This is a genomic window from Paraburkholderia unamae (genome assembly GCF_003096875.1).
GTDB lineage: Bacteria > Pseudomonadota > Gammaproteobacteria > Burkholderiales > Burkholderiaceae > Paraburkholderia > Paraburkholderia unamae.
The window spans coordinates 1-16,130 of sequence record NZ_QEOB01000047.1 but is presented as its reverse complement, the minus strand read 5'-3'; the positions used below and the strand labels follow the sequence as shown (position 1 = coordinate 16,130).

Sequence of the window (16,130 nt, the reverse complement as noted above, 5' to 3'; positions counted from 1 at the left end):
AAACACGACGCAAACGGAGACAACGTGGAACACACTCTTTCCTCTCACGGCGCATATGGGCACGAAGAGGCGGCCCTGCCCGCCGATCCCCCGCAGACGCTGGTCGGCAACCCCCGCTTCACCGCGCTCGTGAAAACGCGCCGCGCCTTCTCGTGGGGGCTCACTGCGTTGATGCTCAGCGCTTATTTCGCGTTCATCCTGTCGCTTGCCTTCAACGCGAAATGGCTTGGCATGCCCATCACGCAAGGCGAGCCGATGACCTGGGGGTTCCCGGTCGGCTTCGGCATGTTCGTATTCACGTTCGCGCTCGTGGCCATCTACGTCGCACGCGCCAACAGCGTACACGACGCGATGGTCGAAGCCTGCGCCAAAGGGGAAAAGTCATGAAACGCCTGGCACTCCTCGCCTGTTTTGCGCTGGCGATCCTGCCCGTAGCGGCGCAAGCCGCGCCGGCTTCGTCCATCGCACAAGGCCACAATACGCTCGCCATCGGCATGTTCCTCGTGTTCGTCGCCTCCACGCTCTTCATCACCAAATGGGCTGCGCGCAAGAATAACAGCGTATCCGACCACTACGCGGCGGGCGGCAAGATCACCGCGCTCCAGAACGGTTGGGCGATTGCGGGCGACTACATGTCGGCCGCCTCGCTGCTCGGCATCTCCGCGCTGGTATTTACGAGCGGCTACGACGGCTTGATCTACTCGATCGGCTTTCTCGCAAGCTGGCCGATCATTCTGTTCCTCATCGCGGAGCCGCTGCGCAATCTCGGCAAGTACACACTCGCGGACGTCGTGTCCTGGCGTCTCGCGCAGCGCCCGATCCGTGCGTTCGCGGCGTCGAGCTCCATCGTCATCGTGCTGCTTTATCTCGTCTCGCAGATGGTGGGCGCGGGCAAGCTGATCGAACTGCTGTTCGGCCTGCACTACAGCGTGGCCGTGGTGATGGTCGGCGTGCTGATGGTCGTTTATGTGTTCTTCGGCGGCATGCTCGCCACCACGTGGATCCAGATCATCAAGGCGGTGCTGTTGCTCGCGGGCGCGGCGTTCATGGCGTTCATGGTGCTCGCGCGCTTTGACTTCAGCCTCAATGCGCTCTTTGCGCAGGCCGTCGCCGTGCATCCGGCGCACGACGCGATCATGCGGCCGGGCGGTCTCGTCTCCGATCCGGTTTCGGCAGTTTCGCTAGGCCTCGCGCTCATATTCGGCACCGCCGGTTTGCCGCATATCCTGATGCGCTTTTTCACGGTCCGCGACGTCAAGGCCGCGCGCAAGAGCATTCTCTACGCAACGGGCATCGTCGGCATCGGCTACGCCCTCATCATCGTGATCGGCTTCGGCACGATCGCGCTCGTGGCAACGCAGCCGAGCTATCACACCCCTTCGGGCGCGGTGATCGGCGGTGTCAATATGGTCGCGATCCATCTCGCGCACGCGGTGGGCGGCAACGTCTTTCTCGGCTTTATCTGCGCCGTTGCGTTCTCGACCATTCTTGCCGTCGTGGCGGGTCTCACGCTCGCCGGATCTTCCGCGATCTCGCACGATCTGTACGCGAACGTGCTGCGCCGTGGCAACGCTTCCGAGCGCGACGAAATGCGCGTCTCGCGCATCACCACCCTCGTTCTGGGCGTACTCGCCATTCTGCTCGGGCTCGCTTTCGAAAAGCAGAATATCGCGTTCATCGTCAGCCTGACGTTTTCGATTGCCGCAAGCTCGAATTTCCCGGTGCTGCTGCTGTCGATTTACTGGCGAGGCATGACCACGCGCGGCGCCGTGGCGGGCGGCACGATTGGACTCGCCGTCGCCGTCGCGTTGACCATACTCAGCCCGACGGTATGGGTGCAGGTGCTCGGCCACGCTCACGCCGCTTATCCGTATGAGTATCCCGCGCTCTTTTCGATGATCTGCGCATTCGCGGGCACGTGGTTTTTCTCGGTCACCGACCGCTCAGCGCGCGCGCAACGCGAGCGCATGCTGTTCGATTCGCAAACCGTCAGATGTGAAATGGGCGCCACGCATGGTGCGTAAGCCTCTCAAGACACACTCAACATAAAAGCAGAAGGAGACAACGTATGGATTGCACGTGCTGTATTTCCCCGACACGCCGCCGTTTGCTCGGCGCACTGGGCGCGGTTGCCGGGGGAGCCGCGCTCGGCGTGAGCGGCAAACCCGCGCAGGCCGCACAAGCGACACAAGCGACACGACCTGCGGTTGCACCCGCCTCGCAGCGTTCGATCGACGTTCACGCGCACTACTACCCCGAATCGTACTGCGACCTCGTGGGTAAGGAAGGCTCGAACTACGGCGGCAGTTTCGTGTGCGACGGCCACTCGTTCACCTTCAAGACGCCGGCGGGCGGCCTTGGCCCGTTGCCGATGAAGTTCATCGACGTCGACCAGCGCCTGCGGGACATGGACGCGAGCGGCGTGGACGTTCAGGCGCTTTCCCTGAGCGTGCCCATGGCGTACTGGGGCGACCGCGCGTTCAATGCGCGATTGGCGAAGACGTGGAACGCGGCCGCATCGGACGTCTATCGCGCCCACCCCACACGATTCGTCGTGCTGGCGACGCTGCCGATGCTGGACGCGCACGACGCGCTCGACGAACTCGATCGCGCAGCGGCGTTGCCGGGCGTGCGCGGCGTGTATATGGGCACGAACATTGACAATCGCGATCTCGACGATCCGCGTTTCGATCCGATTTTCGCCCGCATCGCGCAGATGGGACTGCCGGTCTTTCTGCATCCACAGCAAACCGTGGGCGGTAGCCGCCTCGCCGACTACTATCTGAGCAATCTGCTCGGCAATCCTTTCGACACCGCCATTGCCGCGTCGCATCTGATTCTCGGCGGCGTGATGGACCGCTATCCCACGCTGGAAATCACGCTGCCGCACGCGGGCGGCGCCTTGCCGATCCTGCTGGGGCGCATCGATGCCGGGTGGAATGTGCGGCCCGAAACGCGCAAGCTCGCGCAGCAGCCCAGCAGCTACGCGCGCCGCTTCAGCTACGACTCGGTTTCGCATTCCGGCCCCGTGCTGGAATTTCTCATCAAGAACGTCGGCGTGGATCGACTGGTGCTTGGCAGCGACTACTGCTTCGACATGGGTTACGAACAACCCGTGCGCTTTCTCGACCGCGTGCCGCTCGACAACGCCGAACGCAACATGATCGTGGGCGGCAACGCCGCGCGACTGCTGCGCATCTAGCCGCCCCCTCCCGCCTCGACACGCGAGCGTCCCGCCACCGCGCGGGACGTCGCGCGTCCGCCTTCCCTCCTTGAGCCGGCGTGGTTCGTTCGGTTCGGCCTGCGCTCGCGCGTTTTCCGCGCGGCGTATTCCATTTATCCATTTCACCAGTCGCCGGTTGCACCCGCGAATCTCGCAACCCGAGCATGCCCGTCTTCGCGCCCGTGCATTGCAGAAAACGCAACGCGGCGTTCGCACCATCCCCCGTTTATCGCGCTTTTTGTCGGCCCTATTCTTGAGCCCGTCGATGCAGCGGCATCGGCGCTTGAACGATAACCCCGGTTTATTTCGCGCGTGCGTCGGCACGACACCATCGGCCTCGATCCGCTCGGCGGCCGGAAATAATCCAGACACAGGAAATGTATGCGCAAGCTTGACGAATTTTACAGAGGCTGGCCTCAATTGATCGCTTGCACGGCCGGCCTCGGTGTCGGGGTGATCGGCTTGGGGTCTTATAACCTCGGCCTGTTTGCCAAAGACCTGGAACACGCCTTCGGCCTCACGAAAACACAGTATGGCGCGGGCTATCTGGCGTTCACGCTTGGCCTCGCCCTGGGATTGCAGTTCTGGGGGCGCATGCTGTCGCGCTTCGGCGCGGCGCGCACCGTCGCCGCCAGCGCCCTGGCGCTCGCGCTGTGCTTTCTCGCGATTGCGGCCGGCGCGCGCTCCCCGGTCACCTATATCGGATTGATCGGACTCCTTGGTTTCGTCGGCGGCGGCACGAGCGGCCTGCCTTATACGCGCGTCGTCAGCAGCTGGTTCGATCGCGGCCGCGGGCTTGCGCTCGGCCTCACGCAGGTCGGCCTGGGCCTGTGCGGCGCCGCGTTCCCGTTGTTGATCGCCGCCGTGATTCACCAGCAAGGCTGGCATGTCGGCTACGTGGCGTTGGCCGCGCTGGCCGCGACCGGCGTGCCCATCGCGCTGCTGGTGCTGCGTGATCCTCGCGCAGAAACGACAGCATCTGAAGCACCGCCGCAGCGCGCCGGGAAACTCGGCCCCGTCGACATGCAAGCGCTCGAGCGCGAGTTCGCCGAGGCCAAACGCAGCCGCGCATTCTGGCTGATGTTCGTCGCCTTCACGCTCTCCACCCTCGTGGTTTCCGGCAACGCCCAGCACATGGCGCCGTTGCTCACGGAGTCCGGCGCCGCGCCGGGTACGGCCGCCAAATACATCAGCCTGGTCGGCATCGGCACGATCTGCGTGCGACTGATCTGCGGCTGGCTCTCCGACTACGTTCAGGCGTCCTGGCTCATGGTCTTTTCGTGTCTGGTCGGCGCGGCCGGTCTGCTCGCGATCCATTTCGGCGGCATTCGCTACGCGGCCTTCTACGCGTTCTCCGTGGGCTGGACGTTCGGCGGCGAAATCGATCTCGTCTCGTACATGTGCACGCGTTATTTCGGCCTGCGCGTGTTTCCCCGCGTCTACGCGTGGCAATACGGCTCGCTTTGCATCGTCGCCGGTATCGGTCCGTTTTCCATCGGTTGGCTCGCCGACCAGTTCGGCAGCTACCAGCCCGGCCTCATGCTCAGCGCGGTGCTCGCCATCGCCGCCTCGGCCGTGTTCGCCATGATGCCTCGATACGAACAGAACGAAGCTTCAACGGAAAACGCGAATTCGTCACCGAATTCGCCACAAATCGAGCCATCGCTTCATAACCAGTAAGCCTGGCCCGAATTCAACGCAGCAAAGCAAGGCAGCAACGGCTCGCCCTCTCGTCACATCACAACAAGGAATGCACTCACGATGATTCACTTCGATCATATTTGCCTCGCCGCGCAAAACGTGTACGAAGCCACATTTCGACTGAGCCAGGAAACCGGCATCGGCAATTACGACGGCGGATTTTTCCCGCTCTATGGCATCGGGCATCGCGTCGTGCCGCTCGCCGAAGATATTTACATCGAGGTCGAAAGCATTGTCGATCATACGATCCTCAAGCGCGGGCAGCCGCTCGCGGAGTTCTTCGCGCGGCAAACGCAAGCGGGCGACTGTTTCGTTGGCTGGTGTTTGCGCGCCGACACGCTCGATGAACTGGAGGCCTTCGCGCGTCATCACAATACCGTGGTCGATCCGAACACCACGGGCAAGGAGGCCGGCCGCCAGATGATGAACGGCAACCGCAGCTCTGCCTTGCAGACGCCGAGCGCGCTGACCGCGTGGCCCATGGGCAAGCCGAACCTCTACTTCAAGATGACGAACGGTCCGCACCCGGCCACGCTGCCGGTCGTGCCGGGCTCGGGGTCGGTGCGCGGCGAAGGCCTCAACTGGATTGAAATCGGCGAGGACGAAGACGCGCTCGCGCGCTGGCTTGGCGATATCGCGCGCCCCGCCGACTTTCCGTTCGAGATTCGCTACAACAAGCAGCATTCCGGCCTCTACGCCGTGGGTGTCCAGACCGACGCAGGCGAAAAGGTGATTCGCCGCGCTGCGGTCAGTCCCGTCGCTTCCTGATCTCCCGTTTTCGCTACGCGTTATAGCGGCGTCCGCGCACTCGCGCGCGGACGCGGGAATCGTCACGTCCATTGAACGCGCTTTGGTCCGCGGAATGACCGGAATCCAGAATGAAACTAAAAACACACGCACTCGCACTGATTTGTCTGGCCGGCGCGCATGCCGGCGCGGCCAACGCACAAAGCACCGTGACCCTGTACGGTCTCATTTCCGTGGGCATTGCGTGGTCGCCCAATCAATCCGGCCATCACACCTGGCAAGCGCTGAGCGGACAGAATCAAAGCCCGCGCTGGGGCCTGCGCGGCACCGAGGACCTGGGCGGCGGCAATAGCGCGGTATTTACGCTGGAAAATGGCTTTAATCCCTACAACGGCAGCGCGAGCCAGAGCGGCCGCCTGTTCGGACGCCAGGCCTATGTGGGTCTTTCCAGCCAGCGATGGGGCACGCTCACGGCCGGCCGTCAATATGACGCCGTGGTCGATTACCTTGGGCCGAACACGGCGTGGAGCTGGCTCGGCAGCGTTGGCGACAGCGACAACACGTTCAACAATATTCGAATCCAGAATTCGCTCAAGTACGTGACGCCGAACATCAAGGGCTTCAAGGCGACCGCGCTTTACGGATTCAGCAACGCGCCCGGCGGATTCTCGAACAATCGCGCATTCAGCTTCGGCGCGAGTTACGACTTTGGCGGTTTGAACTGGAACATCGCCTACGCGCAATACGACTCGCCGTATAGCTCGACGAATCAGCCGGGCGCGGTCGATAACGATTACTCGGCTAGCTATCTGATCTTTACGCACAGCGCGGCGGACCCGAAGGCCTACGCGAGCCGCCAGAAGATCTTCGGCACCGGTGGATTCTATACGGCGGGGTCGGCCATATTCGGCGCGATGTACAGCAACGTCAATTACGACTATCTCGACGCCACGCACCTCACGCTCAACAACTTCAACGTCAGTGCGCGCTATTACGTGCGACCGTGGTTGCTGCTCGGTGCCGCCTATGTGTTCACGCGCGGCGTCTACGATCACCCGCGCGAGATTCCCATGTGGCACGAACTGAACCTTGCCGTCGTGTATTCGCTGTCCAAACGCACGGATCTTTCGATGCTCACGTTCATGCAGCGAGCCGCGGGCGATGCTCACCACGCAACCATACTCGGCTACGGATCGGCCAGCGGCAATCGCCAGCTCGTCGTCACGCTGGGGATCAAGCACAAGTTCTAAAGGGACGAGAAAGGGACGAGAAAGGGGCAAAAGAAAAGGGACGCAAGAAAAGCCCCGCAGGCGCGCGCGTTTTCGCGCGCGCCTCTTTTCGTCCAGACACCGGCTTGACTTAGAATCGAACGGGCCCACAGGCCAATCGGGAACCGAAATGGACAAGTTGTTAGCCCTGCGTACCTTGCTGAAAGTCGCGGATTGCGGGGGATTCACGGCGGCGGCACAGGAGCTCGGCAAAACGACGTCTTCAATCGCGCGCATCATGGACGGCCTGGAGGCATCGCTCGGCACGCCCCTGCTCACGAGAACATCGCGCAACGTCTCGCTCACCGACGCGGGATGCGCGTATGTCGAACAGGTGCGCCAGGTGCTGTCCGACCTGAACGATGCCGATAGCAGCGTGATCGATCGCGGCACCGAACTCACGGGGCATTTGCGTGTTTCGGTCTCCGCCACCTATGGCCGCCTTCACCTCGCCACGCGCATTCCCGAGTTTCTTCAGGCTTATCCCAGGATCACCGTCGACCTGGTGGTGTCGGACATCCACCTCGATCTCGTGAACGACCGCCTCGATGTGGCCCTGCGCGTCGGCGTGCCCGACCTCGACGACCGTCTCATCGTCAAGACGCTCGGCAAAAGCGAGCGCTTTCTCGTGGCAAGCCCGGCGTGGCTGGAGCGGCATGGACGCCCCGCAACGCCCACAGACCTGGCGCGCGCCGAATGCCTGCAATTCGCCTATAAGCCGGGTCGACGGCAACGCTGGAATTTCCGCTCGGGCGACGCGATCGAGCCCGTTATCGTCACCGGTCAACTCGTGACCAATAACCTCGACATGATCGCGGGCGCCGCGATTGGCGGCCAGGGCGTGGCCTTGCTGCCCAAATGGCTCGTCGCGCCCGACGTCGCGGCCGGACGCCTCGTGAGGCTGTTCGAGGACCGGGAAATCACGGCCGACGCGGGCGAAGCTTTCGTCTACGCGACCTACCTTCCTAACCGGCGCCTGTCGCGCAAAGTTCGCGCATTCATTCGATTTGTCGAGAGCTTCTCCATTTAAAACGTAACACGCAACACATTGCAATGAAGCGCGTTTACACTTGTGCACTCAATTCCCCCGCCCATTTGGCCACGCGCCATTCAGCCTTAAAGAACGGAGGCAGAACGTGTACGTTTTAGGTCGAGTTTCGGTCTCCCTCGAAAGGCGCCAGGTGTATCTCGACGGAGAGCCGTTGGCGCTGGGCGCACGGGCGTTCGACATTCTCGAGTTGCTCATTCGTGCCGAGGGCGCCCTCGTGACCAAAGACGAAATCTTGCGGCTCGTCTGGCCCACGACCTTCGTTGTCGAAAATAATATTCAGGTCCACATTTCGGCGCTGCGCAAGCTGCTTGGCGAAGGATGGATTCGCACCGTCTCCGGGCGAGGCTATCAGCTTGTGCGCCCCACGGCGCAGCCATCGGGCGCCGCGAGCACGGTTGCGGCAGCGGCTGTGGTTGACCAGGACAGCGAAGTCCGCCAGCGCGCGTGGGCGCTCGCCGGCCGCGCAGATCAGGCACGCCGCCTATACGAACGGCTTCATCATGAATCGTTCGTCACGCTAACCGGGCCTGGCGGCGTGGGCAAAACGCGGCTTGCTTTCACTGTGGCGAAAGCGTGGGCCGAGGACAATCGCGCCGCTTTTTGCCACGCCGATTTCGCCGACCATATCGATCGCTATTCCTGTTATGCAGAGCGTCTGCCCATGCTGTTGCAGGAGCTTCGCGACGGCAGCGCCGCGATTGCGGATATCACGAGCGAGATTGGCGACCGGCGCATCGTGCTCATGCTCGACAATTGCGAGCGTGAAATCGAAACCGTCGCCGCACTCTGCGAATCCATTCTCGCCGCGAACCGTAATGCGGTGCTGGTCGCGACCAGCCGTGAGCCGCTGCGCGCAAAGGGCGAACACCTTTACGTGGTCCCGCCGCTTTCACTGCCCCATGAAGGTGCAGACGAAGCGGCCATTCTCGCCAGCGGTGCAGTGACGATGTTCTTCGATCGCGCGAGAGCCACGGGAACCGAATTTCCGCAAAACCCGCAAACGCTCGCCGCAATCGCCGACGTTTGCCGGCGCCTGAGCGGCTTGCCGCTCGCGCTCGAACTCGCGGTTGCGCGCGCCGCGTTGCTGGGCGCACAGGCGCTCGCGCAGGAGCTACAGGATGGCGCGTTAGGTCTCGCAGGCGGGTCGCGAACCGCGCATCCTCGCCAGCGCACCCTGCGCGCGTCGATCGAATGGAGCTATCTGCGGCTGGGCGAAGCCGAACGCGCGGTGCTGCATCGTCTGGCCGCTTTCGAAGGCCCATTCGACCTGGCGAGCGCCTGCGAAGTCGCCGCGGTCGACGGCATTCAGCGCGACACGGCTCTGGAATGCGTGCACGGGCTCGCCGCGAAATCGCTGCTTAATTCGCATGCGGAAGGGGCGAATCGGCTCTACTCGCTCTTTCCCGTCGTGCGAGCCTATGCGGCCGAGCGGTCGGCCGAGTCCGGCGAGCGTGTCCCGGTTGCGCCGCAAAGCCCGTTTTCGCGCGCCCTTGCAGCCGATCACGCCAACCTTCGGCCACTGCGCGACTCAAGCAGCAAGCTTTACTCGCATTAAAAGCGGGCTTGCCGGGTTCTAACATAATCTGTCCCACATTTTGGCACGCGTACGATTTTCCCAAACCCTGCGCTAACGATTGAGTCGCCTTGCTCAATCATTACGACCGCGCCCGAATTCGCTAAAAATTCTTAAGTGTTATGAACGCGGGCGGCAAACGCTGGAGTTGCCGGCGTCCGTCCCGCATACTTCCGCTTACGCGCGAGGAATAGGTCATTGTGGTATTCCTTGAATACTGCTCCACGAGGTTCTTGCAACGGCACATCCACGGCCGACGAGCGCGAAGCCAACAGGCTGCCCATACAGGAAACGCGTGCGCAGTCGCTTCGTGAAGAAGGCATTAGCGAAGTCATGGTGAAAATCCATCGAAATCGGGCAGGCGAGAAACAAGGCGCAGCCGGCCGCGCCCTGTTCGCCAATCTCTTATCGATCGTTCAGGAACTCGACATACGCATGGCCGTAACATGACCACGCACGCAAAGCCCTCCGGCTCGGTTGCCGCACAGATTGGGAATGGCGCGGCAGCGGACGCCGCTTTCCCGGGCGTGCCATTCGACATCGCATGGTTCGAGCGCTGCGAGAAACGCGAACTCGACCATGCCGACGGCGTGACGACCAGCCTGCTCGGCGAGCCCGGTGACGGCAGGTATTGGCTCGCGCGCCATGCGCTGAACACGTCGGCAATCGGCTCCGAGCGCCTGAAGCGCGAACTCGCCGCAGGCGCGCGAATTCGCCTGCCCTGGGGCCTGCCGCCGGTGGCGACGCTCTGGGGTGGCGAGCGCATCGTTGTCGTGTACGAGGCATGCGCGAGCAGCACGCTCGCCTCGTCGCTGGACCCTCGGCAACTCAGCCTCGAAGCGTTTCTCGCCGTGGCCGCGGGCGCCGCGCGCGCACTAGGCGAAGCGCACTCAGCGGGCCTTTGCCACGGCGATCTGAAGCTGTCCAGCATCGTGATCGATAAAGGCCGAGCCGGCGGCGAAGCGGACGTTGCCACTCCCGCGATCAGCCTGACCGGTTTCGATCCCGCGCCGCCGCAAGCGTACCGGGAGCGCTTGAGCGCACAGCCCTATCTGGCTCCGGAAGTCGCGCTCAACGACGCCCCTGCCGATCACAAAAGCGCGGACCTCTATGCGCTGGGCGTGGCGCTCTACACCCTGCTGACCGGCGAACTGCCCATCGACGCGCAAAGCGCGGCGGGCTGGTATCACGCACGCCTGGCAATCGAACCCGTTCATCCGCGCCGCCGCCGCGCGGACGTGCCCGAGCCGCTCTCCGAAGTCCTGCTCAGGCTGCTCGCGAAAGACCCGCGCGAACGCTACGCCACGGCCGCCGCAGCCTATGCGGACTTGCAACGCATCTGCGACTCGCTTTGCGCGCCTGGCGGCGAGGCCCCCTTTGCCGTGGATGCCGGGGCCTCGTCTCATCTCCTCAGCGTGTCGAGCCGGTTGTTTGGCCGGGCAACCGAGAAAGCCCTGCTCGACGATGCCCTTGCGCGCGTGGCCGCAACCGGCAAGACCGAGATCGTGCTGATTTCCGGCAGCGGCGGCTGCGGCAAGTCGGCGCTCGCCGAATCGCTTTTCAACGACGTGCAGCGGCGCGGCTCCCGATTCGCGTCCGGCAAGTCAGACAAGCTTCGCACCAATATTCCTTACGCGCCGATCGTCCAGATCGTGCGCGCGTTGACGCAGGCGCTGCTAGGCGAGGACGACAACCTGCTCGCGTCCGTTCGTGAGCGCTGGACCCAACGCCTGGAAGGGCAAGGCCGAGCGATCGCCGAACTCGTACCGGAAGTCGAACACATCATCGGCCCCGGCGCGCCGCTTGCCGACGTGGCCGCGCCGCTCGCCCAGGCGCGTCTCGTGCGCACCCTGCTGCACACGTTCGCGGCGCTCGCGCAGCCGGGCGCGCCGCTCGTCCTCTTCTTCGACGACGTTCAGTGGGCCGACCCCGCGAGCCTCGCGTTCCTGAGGGCATTCTCTGCGGAACCGCCGTCGAACGTGCTGCTCCTTTGCGCGCACCGCGAATTCTCCGTCGACCGGCCTGGCCAGCTCCAGTGGCAGCGCGAGCTCGACGCATGCAAGACGATGCGCGTGACGCCAGTGCGCCTGCACGCGCTGTCGGTACGCGACCTCGCCGCGCTGATCGGCACGACGCTCAGCGAAGCGGCCGAGCGCGTCGAGCCTTTGGCGCGCGCCGTTCACGCGAAAACGGCCGGCAATCCGTTCTTTTCGCGCCAGCTCCTGCGCATGCTGATCGACGACGAAGTGCTGAGCTACAGCGTCAAAGCCGCAGCCTGGATGTGGGACGAAGCGAGCATCGCGCAGCGTCTTTACTCCGACAACGTGATCGACCTGTTGATTCGCCGCTTCGATCGATTTCCGCAGGAAAGCACGAAACTGGTCGAGTGGCTCGCCTGCGTCGGGATGCGCTGTGACGTGGCATTGCTCGCGCAAATCAGCGGCATGACGCCGGACGAGGTTCATGAGCGTCTTCGTCCGTTCGTCGACGCGAATCTGCTGGCGGCTCAACCCGACGCCTATGCGTTTTTGCACGATCGCGTGCTCGAATCCGCTTACGCGCTCATCGAAGCGCAAACGAAGCCGCATTATCACGCACGTATCGCCTCCGTGATGATCGACTACTGGTGTGCGCGTCTTCCCGAGTATGCGTTCGATATTGCCAGTCAGATCGAGCGCGCGCCCAAAGAGGCGCTCAATTCCGAAACGCGGGTGGCCTATGTGCGCGTATTGATTCTGGCGGGCAAGCGAGCACGCAACGCCGCTGCGCTCGACCAGGCGACGGAGTACGCCGACGCGGCCCTCGGCATGGTGGATGACCAGTGGTGGTCGAACCACTACGGCCTGACTTACGGAGCCCAACTGCTGCACTGCGAGTGTTTGCTGGCGCAGGCCAGACTCACGGACGCCCAACAACGCATTGACGCGTTGCTCGCCCACCCGCTCGCGATTCTCGACCGCGCCGACGTGCACCGGCTCAAGGCCGTCTTGCAGACCGTGCAATCCGATTACGAAGGCGCCTTGTCCACCGCACTGACCGGGCTTTCGCTGCTTGGCGTGCATCTGCACCGCTCGCCCACCGCCGAGCAGATGCGCGCCGCGTGCGAGTCGGTGCAGATCGCGCTGCGGGGCCGCGCGATTGCGAGCGTGCGCCATCTCCCGCGCAGCGAGGACCGGGGCAATCAGGTGGTCATGGGCCTGCTCGCGACGCTCACGTCCTCGTTCTTCGTGACCGACGGACTCGGCATCCTGCATCTCGCCAAGATGGTCGAACTCACGCTCGAACATGGCGTGACGCCGGAGTCGCCGTACGGCCTCGCGTGGTTCGGCGTCCTGTTCGCGGGCATGTACGAAGCCGCCGACGAAGGGCTCGCCTACGGGCAGGCGGCGCTGGCACTGGTCGATCAGCACGGTTTCGAAGCGCAGCGCGTGGCCACGCTCGTGGCCATCGATCAGGTCAGCGTCTGGACACGCCCACTCTCCTTCGCCCTGGAGCACGTGCGGCAGGCGCGCGTGCTCGGACGCGCCTCGGGCGACATCGGCATGGCCTGTTACGCGTGCAATCACATCGTTTCCGACCTGATTGCCATGGGCGAGAATTTGTCGCTCGTCGACGAAGAGGTCGAACGGGGGCTCGAACTCACAGCGATCATCCAGTACCGCGATATCGAAGCGGTCCTGCTGGCGCAACGCGATTTCATCCACCAGTTGCAGCGGGGAAACAACAGGACGGATCGCCCTGAGCAGACCGGCGCGGCGGTTTCGCAAATCGCCCGCTTCTTCCTGTACTTTTACGACGGCCTCGCGAAGGTATTCGCCGGGGATTATTCCGCCGCGCGCACTCGCCTCGACAATGCGAGCGCGCTTGCCTGGACCGTGCCCGCGCATATCAACGTGGCCGATTGCCACTTGTACGGCGCGATCGCGATTTCCCGCGGCCAATACACCTCGCACGACAGCGCGCTTTTTGAGCTTCGCACGCAACGCGGCCAGTTCGCGCGCTGGGCCAATCAGAACGGTGCGACGTTTCGCAACAAGCTCCTCCTGATCGACGCCGAAATCGCGCGGCTCCAGGGCGATGCCTTCGGCGCGCTGGTGGCTTACGAGCAGTCCGCGCAAGCCGCTGAAGCAGCGGGATTCATGCACGAACAGGCGCTCGCGCACGAATTCGCGGGCGAGCTTTGCATGACGCACGCGCTGGAGTGCTCCGCGCGCCATCACTTGCGTCAGGCGGCGATCTGCTATCGACGCTGGGGCGCGGCGTTTGCCGAGGAGCGTATTCACGAGCGCCACCCGCAACTGGCGTCCCAGGCAGCCGACGAAGCGAGCCCGCGCAATGCAGCGCGGCAGCAGCCCTTTGTCGATCTGGGCGTCGAAGCCGCGAAGGCGATCTCGGGCGAAGCGGTGACCGATCGCCTGGTCGAGAAGTTGCTCACGGGCATCACCATGTACGCCGGGGCGCAATACGGCCTGTTGCTGCTCATGCACGACGACGGGCCGAAAATCGAAGCGTCGGCGCGCGTGGAGTCGAATCACGTGGTCGTCACGCTCAGCGGCGTGGCACCCGTCGATGACGCATTGCCGCTGGCCGTGCTCAACAGCGTTGTGCGCACGCGCAAGACGCTGGTGTTTGCGGAAGCGAGCATCGAATCGCCATCGCTGCGCGCGCGGATCTCCGCCGGGCGCATGCAACGCTCGGTGCTCTGCATGCCGCTCCTGCGTGGCGGCTCGCTCGTTGGCGTCGTCTATCTGGAGAACAATCTCGCGCCGGGCGTCTTTGACCCGAACCGCGTCGCGGACCTCGAAGTGCTCGCGCCGCAGGTGGCGGTTTCGCTCGAAACCGCGCGACTCTACGAGAAGCTCGTCGAGGAAAGCGAGCACCGCCTGAATGCGGAAGTCAGCCTGCGCTCCGCGCGCGACGAACTCGCCCGCACCTCGCATCTCACGGTGATGGGCAACGTGGCGGCCTCCATCGCCCACGAGGTCAATCAACCGCTTTCCGCGATCACCACGTCGGTCGACGCCAGCCTGCGCTGGTTGCAGCGCGCCACGCCCAATCTCGAGGAAGTCGCGGCGGGCCTCGCCCACATCAAGCGAACGAGCCTGCGTGCGGTCGAAATCATTCGCGCCTTGCGCGCACTCGCCAAGCAGGCACCCGCGATTCTCGCGCCGCTACGCATGAACGATGTCGTGCGCGACGTGCTGGACCTGCTCCACCCCGAAGCCGAGGCTCAGCAAATCAGCGTCGCCACCCAACTGGAGGCACGCGACGCGATCGTTCAGGCGGATCGCATCCAGCTACAGCAGGTGGTGCTCAATCTGTTTACCAATGCCGTGGAGGCGATGAGCGAAACGGCGCTTGAAACGCGCACGCTCGCGATTGCCACGCGAGTCAGTGAAGGCAAAGTCGTGATGTCCGTGCGCGATCGCGGCACGGGCATTCCGGCCGACGTGCTGGAGCGGATTTTCGATCCGCTCTATACGACGAAGTCGTCGGGCATGGGCATGGGGCTGGCGATCTGCCGCTCCATTGTCGAGAGCCACCACGGCACGCTCGATGCGTTTAACGTGCAGGACGGCGCGGAGTTTGTCATGACGCTGCCCGTCGCCTGACGCGACATCATGCCCCAGCGCCCGCAGCATTAACATTCAAGACATTCTCGGTGACGCGCGTTAGCCTCTTGCCTATCCAGGCGTCCCACGCCATCCGGGTTGAATCGTGAAATCAGCGACATTCTCAGACCACGAGCTAGCCAGCGAAGTCTTCACGGTATATGTCGTCGAAGACGACATCATCATGAACGAGGCCATCTGCCTGCTCGCACGCTCCGTTGGCGTCGACGCACAGGGCTTTCTGAACGTGCAGGACTTCCTCACATGCAAGCGCAGCGCGGGGCCGAGCTGCCTCGTACTCGACATCCGGCTCAGGGGCAGCAGCGGCCTGGCGCTACAAGACCTGCTCAAGTCGGAGCACGACCCCATTCCGGTGATTTTCGTCACCGGTCATGCGGATATTCCCATGAGCGTGCGGGCGATGAAAGCGGGCGCCATCGACTTCCTCACAAAGCCGTTTCGCGATCAGGATCTGCTCGACGCCATTGCGATCTCGCTGGAACGCGACGCCGCGAGGTTGATTCAGGAGCGGCAGGATAACGACGTGCACGTGCGCTTCGAAGCGATGGTCGAGCGCGAGCGCGAAGTGATGGCCGCCGCCGCGGCCGGAAAACTGAGCAAGCAGATCGCGGATGAGCTTGGCATTAGCGAAGTCACCGTGCGGGTGTACCGCAGCAGCGCGATGCGCAAGATGCGCGCCAATTCATTCGCAGAGCTTGTCCTTCTCGCGCATCGACTGGGGATCGTGGTGAAGGACGACCGGAACAGCCTGAATTGAGCACGCGCCGCGGCGGTCGGAGGCGCGTGCGTATTAGATGATTAGATGATTAGATGATCTGCGGAAGCAGCGCCACGCCCGGCTTCACCGCGCGCTTGCGACGGCGGCGCAATGTGAGCGGCGCACGCGGAATATCAAGCCACGTGCGCGCCGCAAGCCGCACCGCGCGATCGAACG

Annotated in this window: 11 protein-coding genes; all 11 read left to right on the top strand. The window is 63.7% G+C overall.

Features of this window, described 5'->3' with window-relative positions; genetic code table 11:
• The first annotated feature begins 24 nt into the window (after nucleotides 1-24).
• The 11 genes from C7402_RS45010 to C7402_RS44965 all read left to right on the top strand — a co-directional run bounded on the left by C7402_RS45010 (nucleotide 25) and on the right by C7402_RS44965 (nucleotide 15,953).
• On the top strand, nucleotides 25-387 hold the full coding sequence (locus tag C7402_RS45010) for a DUF485 domain-containing protein (RefSeq protein WP_224045306.1): 363 nt from the start codon (nucleotides 25-27) through the stop codon (nucleotides 385-387).
• Nucleotides 384-2,024, top strand: a complete 1,641-nt coding sequence (locus C7402_RS45005) for a cation acetate symporter (protein WP_112177626.1) — start codon at nucleotides 384-386, stop codon at nucleotides 2,022-2,024. The genes C7402_RS45010 and C7402_RS45005 overlap by 4 nt, the downstream gene beginning before the upstream one ends.
• Before the next feature lie 44 nt (nucleotides 2,025-2,068).
• The gene (locus C7402_RS45000) at nucleotides 2,069-3,202 is read left to right on the top strand and encodes an amidohydrolase family protein (protein ID WP_116615159.1); all 1,134 of its coding nucleotides are present in this window, start codon (nucleotides 2,069-2,071) and stop codon (nucleotides 3,200-3,202) included.
• Nucleotides 3,203-3,604: 402 nt separating this feature from the next.
• Entirely contained in the window at nucleotides 3,605-4,903 is a 1,299-nt protein-coding gene (locus tag C7402_RS44995; RefSeq protein ID WP_116615158.1) for an MFS transporter, read from the top strand.
• 81 nt (nucleotides 4,904-4,984) lie between these two features.
• Nucleotides 4,985-5,692: a VOC family protein gene (locus C7402_RS44990; protein WP_112177623.1), complete on the top strand. Its 708-nt coding sequence runs from the start codon at nucleotides 4,985-4,987 to the stop codon at nucleotides 5,690-5,692.
• 110 nt (nucleotides 5,693-5,802) lie between these two features.
• On the top strand, nucleotides 5,803-6,921 hold the full coding sequence (locus tag C7402_RS44985) for a porin (protein WP_116615157.1): 1,119 nt from the start codon (nucleotides 5,803-5,805) through the stop codon (nucleotides 6,919-6,921).
• A gap of 148 nt (nucleotides 6,922-7,069) precedes the next feature.
• A complete protein-coding gene (locus C7402_RS44980) occupies nucleotides 7,070-7,969 on the top strand; it encodes a LysR family transcriptional regulator (protein ID WP_116615156.1) in 900 nt (299 codons plus the stop codon).
• A gap of 151 nt (nucleotides 7,970-8,120) precedes the next feature.
• Nucleotides 8,121-9,545 (top strand): ATP-binding protein, encoded by a 1,425-nt coding sequence (locus C7402_RS44975; RefSeq protein WP_165842135.1) that lies wholly within the window; start codon nucleotides 8,121-8,123, stop codon nucleotides 9,543-9,545.
• 216 nt (nucleotides 9,546-9,761) lie between these two features.
• Complete coding sequence (locus C7402_RS46665) at nucleotides 9,762-10,013, top strand: hypothetical protein (RefSeq protein WP_133254673.1); 252 nt, start codon at nucleotides 9,762-9,764, stop codon at nucleotides 10,011-10,013.
• Nucleotides 10,010-15,175, top strand: coding sequence for a trifunctional serine/threonine-protein kinase/ATP-binding protein/sensor histidine kinase (locus C7402_RS44970; protein WP_116615154.1), 5,166 nt, complete (start codon nucleotides 10,010-10,012; stop codon nucleotides 15,173-15,175). Before C7402_RS46665 ends, C7402_RS44970 begins: the two co-directional genes overlap by 4 nt.
• Before the next feature lie 106 nt (nucleotides 15,176-15,281).
• Nucleotides 15,282-15,953 carry a response regulator transcription factor gene (locus C7402_RS44965; RefSeq protein ID WP_258397416.1) on the top strand — a complete coding sequence of 224 codons (672 nt, stop codon included), beginning with the start codon at nucleotides 15,282-15,284 and terminating at the stop codon, nucleotides 15,951-15,953.
• The last annotated feature ends 177 nt before the right edge of the window (nucleotides 15,954-16,130 follow it).

What these genes read in the sequence shown, in the direction of transcription:
- C7402_RS44980 (WP_116615156.1), top strand. Translation starts at nt 7,070, where the DNA reads ATGGACAAGTTGTTAGCCCTGCGTACCTTGCTGAAAGTCGCGGATTGC.
- C7402_RS44990 (WP_112177623.1), top strand. Translation starts at nt 4,985, where the DNA reads ATGATTCACTTCGATCATATTTGCCTCGCCGCGCAAAACGTGTACGAA.
- C7402_RS45005 (WP_112177626.1), top strand. Translation starts at nt 384, where the DNA reads ATGAAACGCCTGGCACTCCTCGCCTGTTTTGCGCTGGCGATCCTGCCC.
- C7402_RS44995 (WP_116615158.1), top strand. Translation starts at nt 3,605, where the DNA reads ATGCGCAAGCTTGACGAATTTTACAGAGGCTGGCCTCAATTGATCGCT.
- C7402_RS44970 (WP_116615154.1), top strand. Translation starts at nt 10,010, where the DNA reads ATGACCACGCACGCAAAGCCCTCCGGCTCGGTTGCCGCACAGATTGGG.
- C7402_RS45000 (WP_116615159.1), top strand. Translation starts at nt 2,069, where the DNA reads ATGGATTGCACGTGCTGTATTTCCCCGACACGCCGCCGTTTGCTCGGC.
- C7402_RS44985 (WP_116615157.1), top strand. Translation starts at nt 5,803, where the DNA reads ATGAAACTAAAAACACACGCACTCGCACTGATTTGTCTGGCCGGCGCG.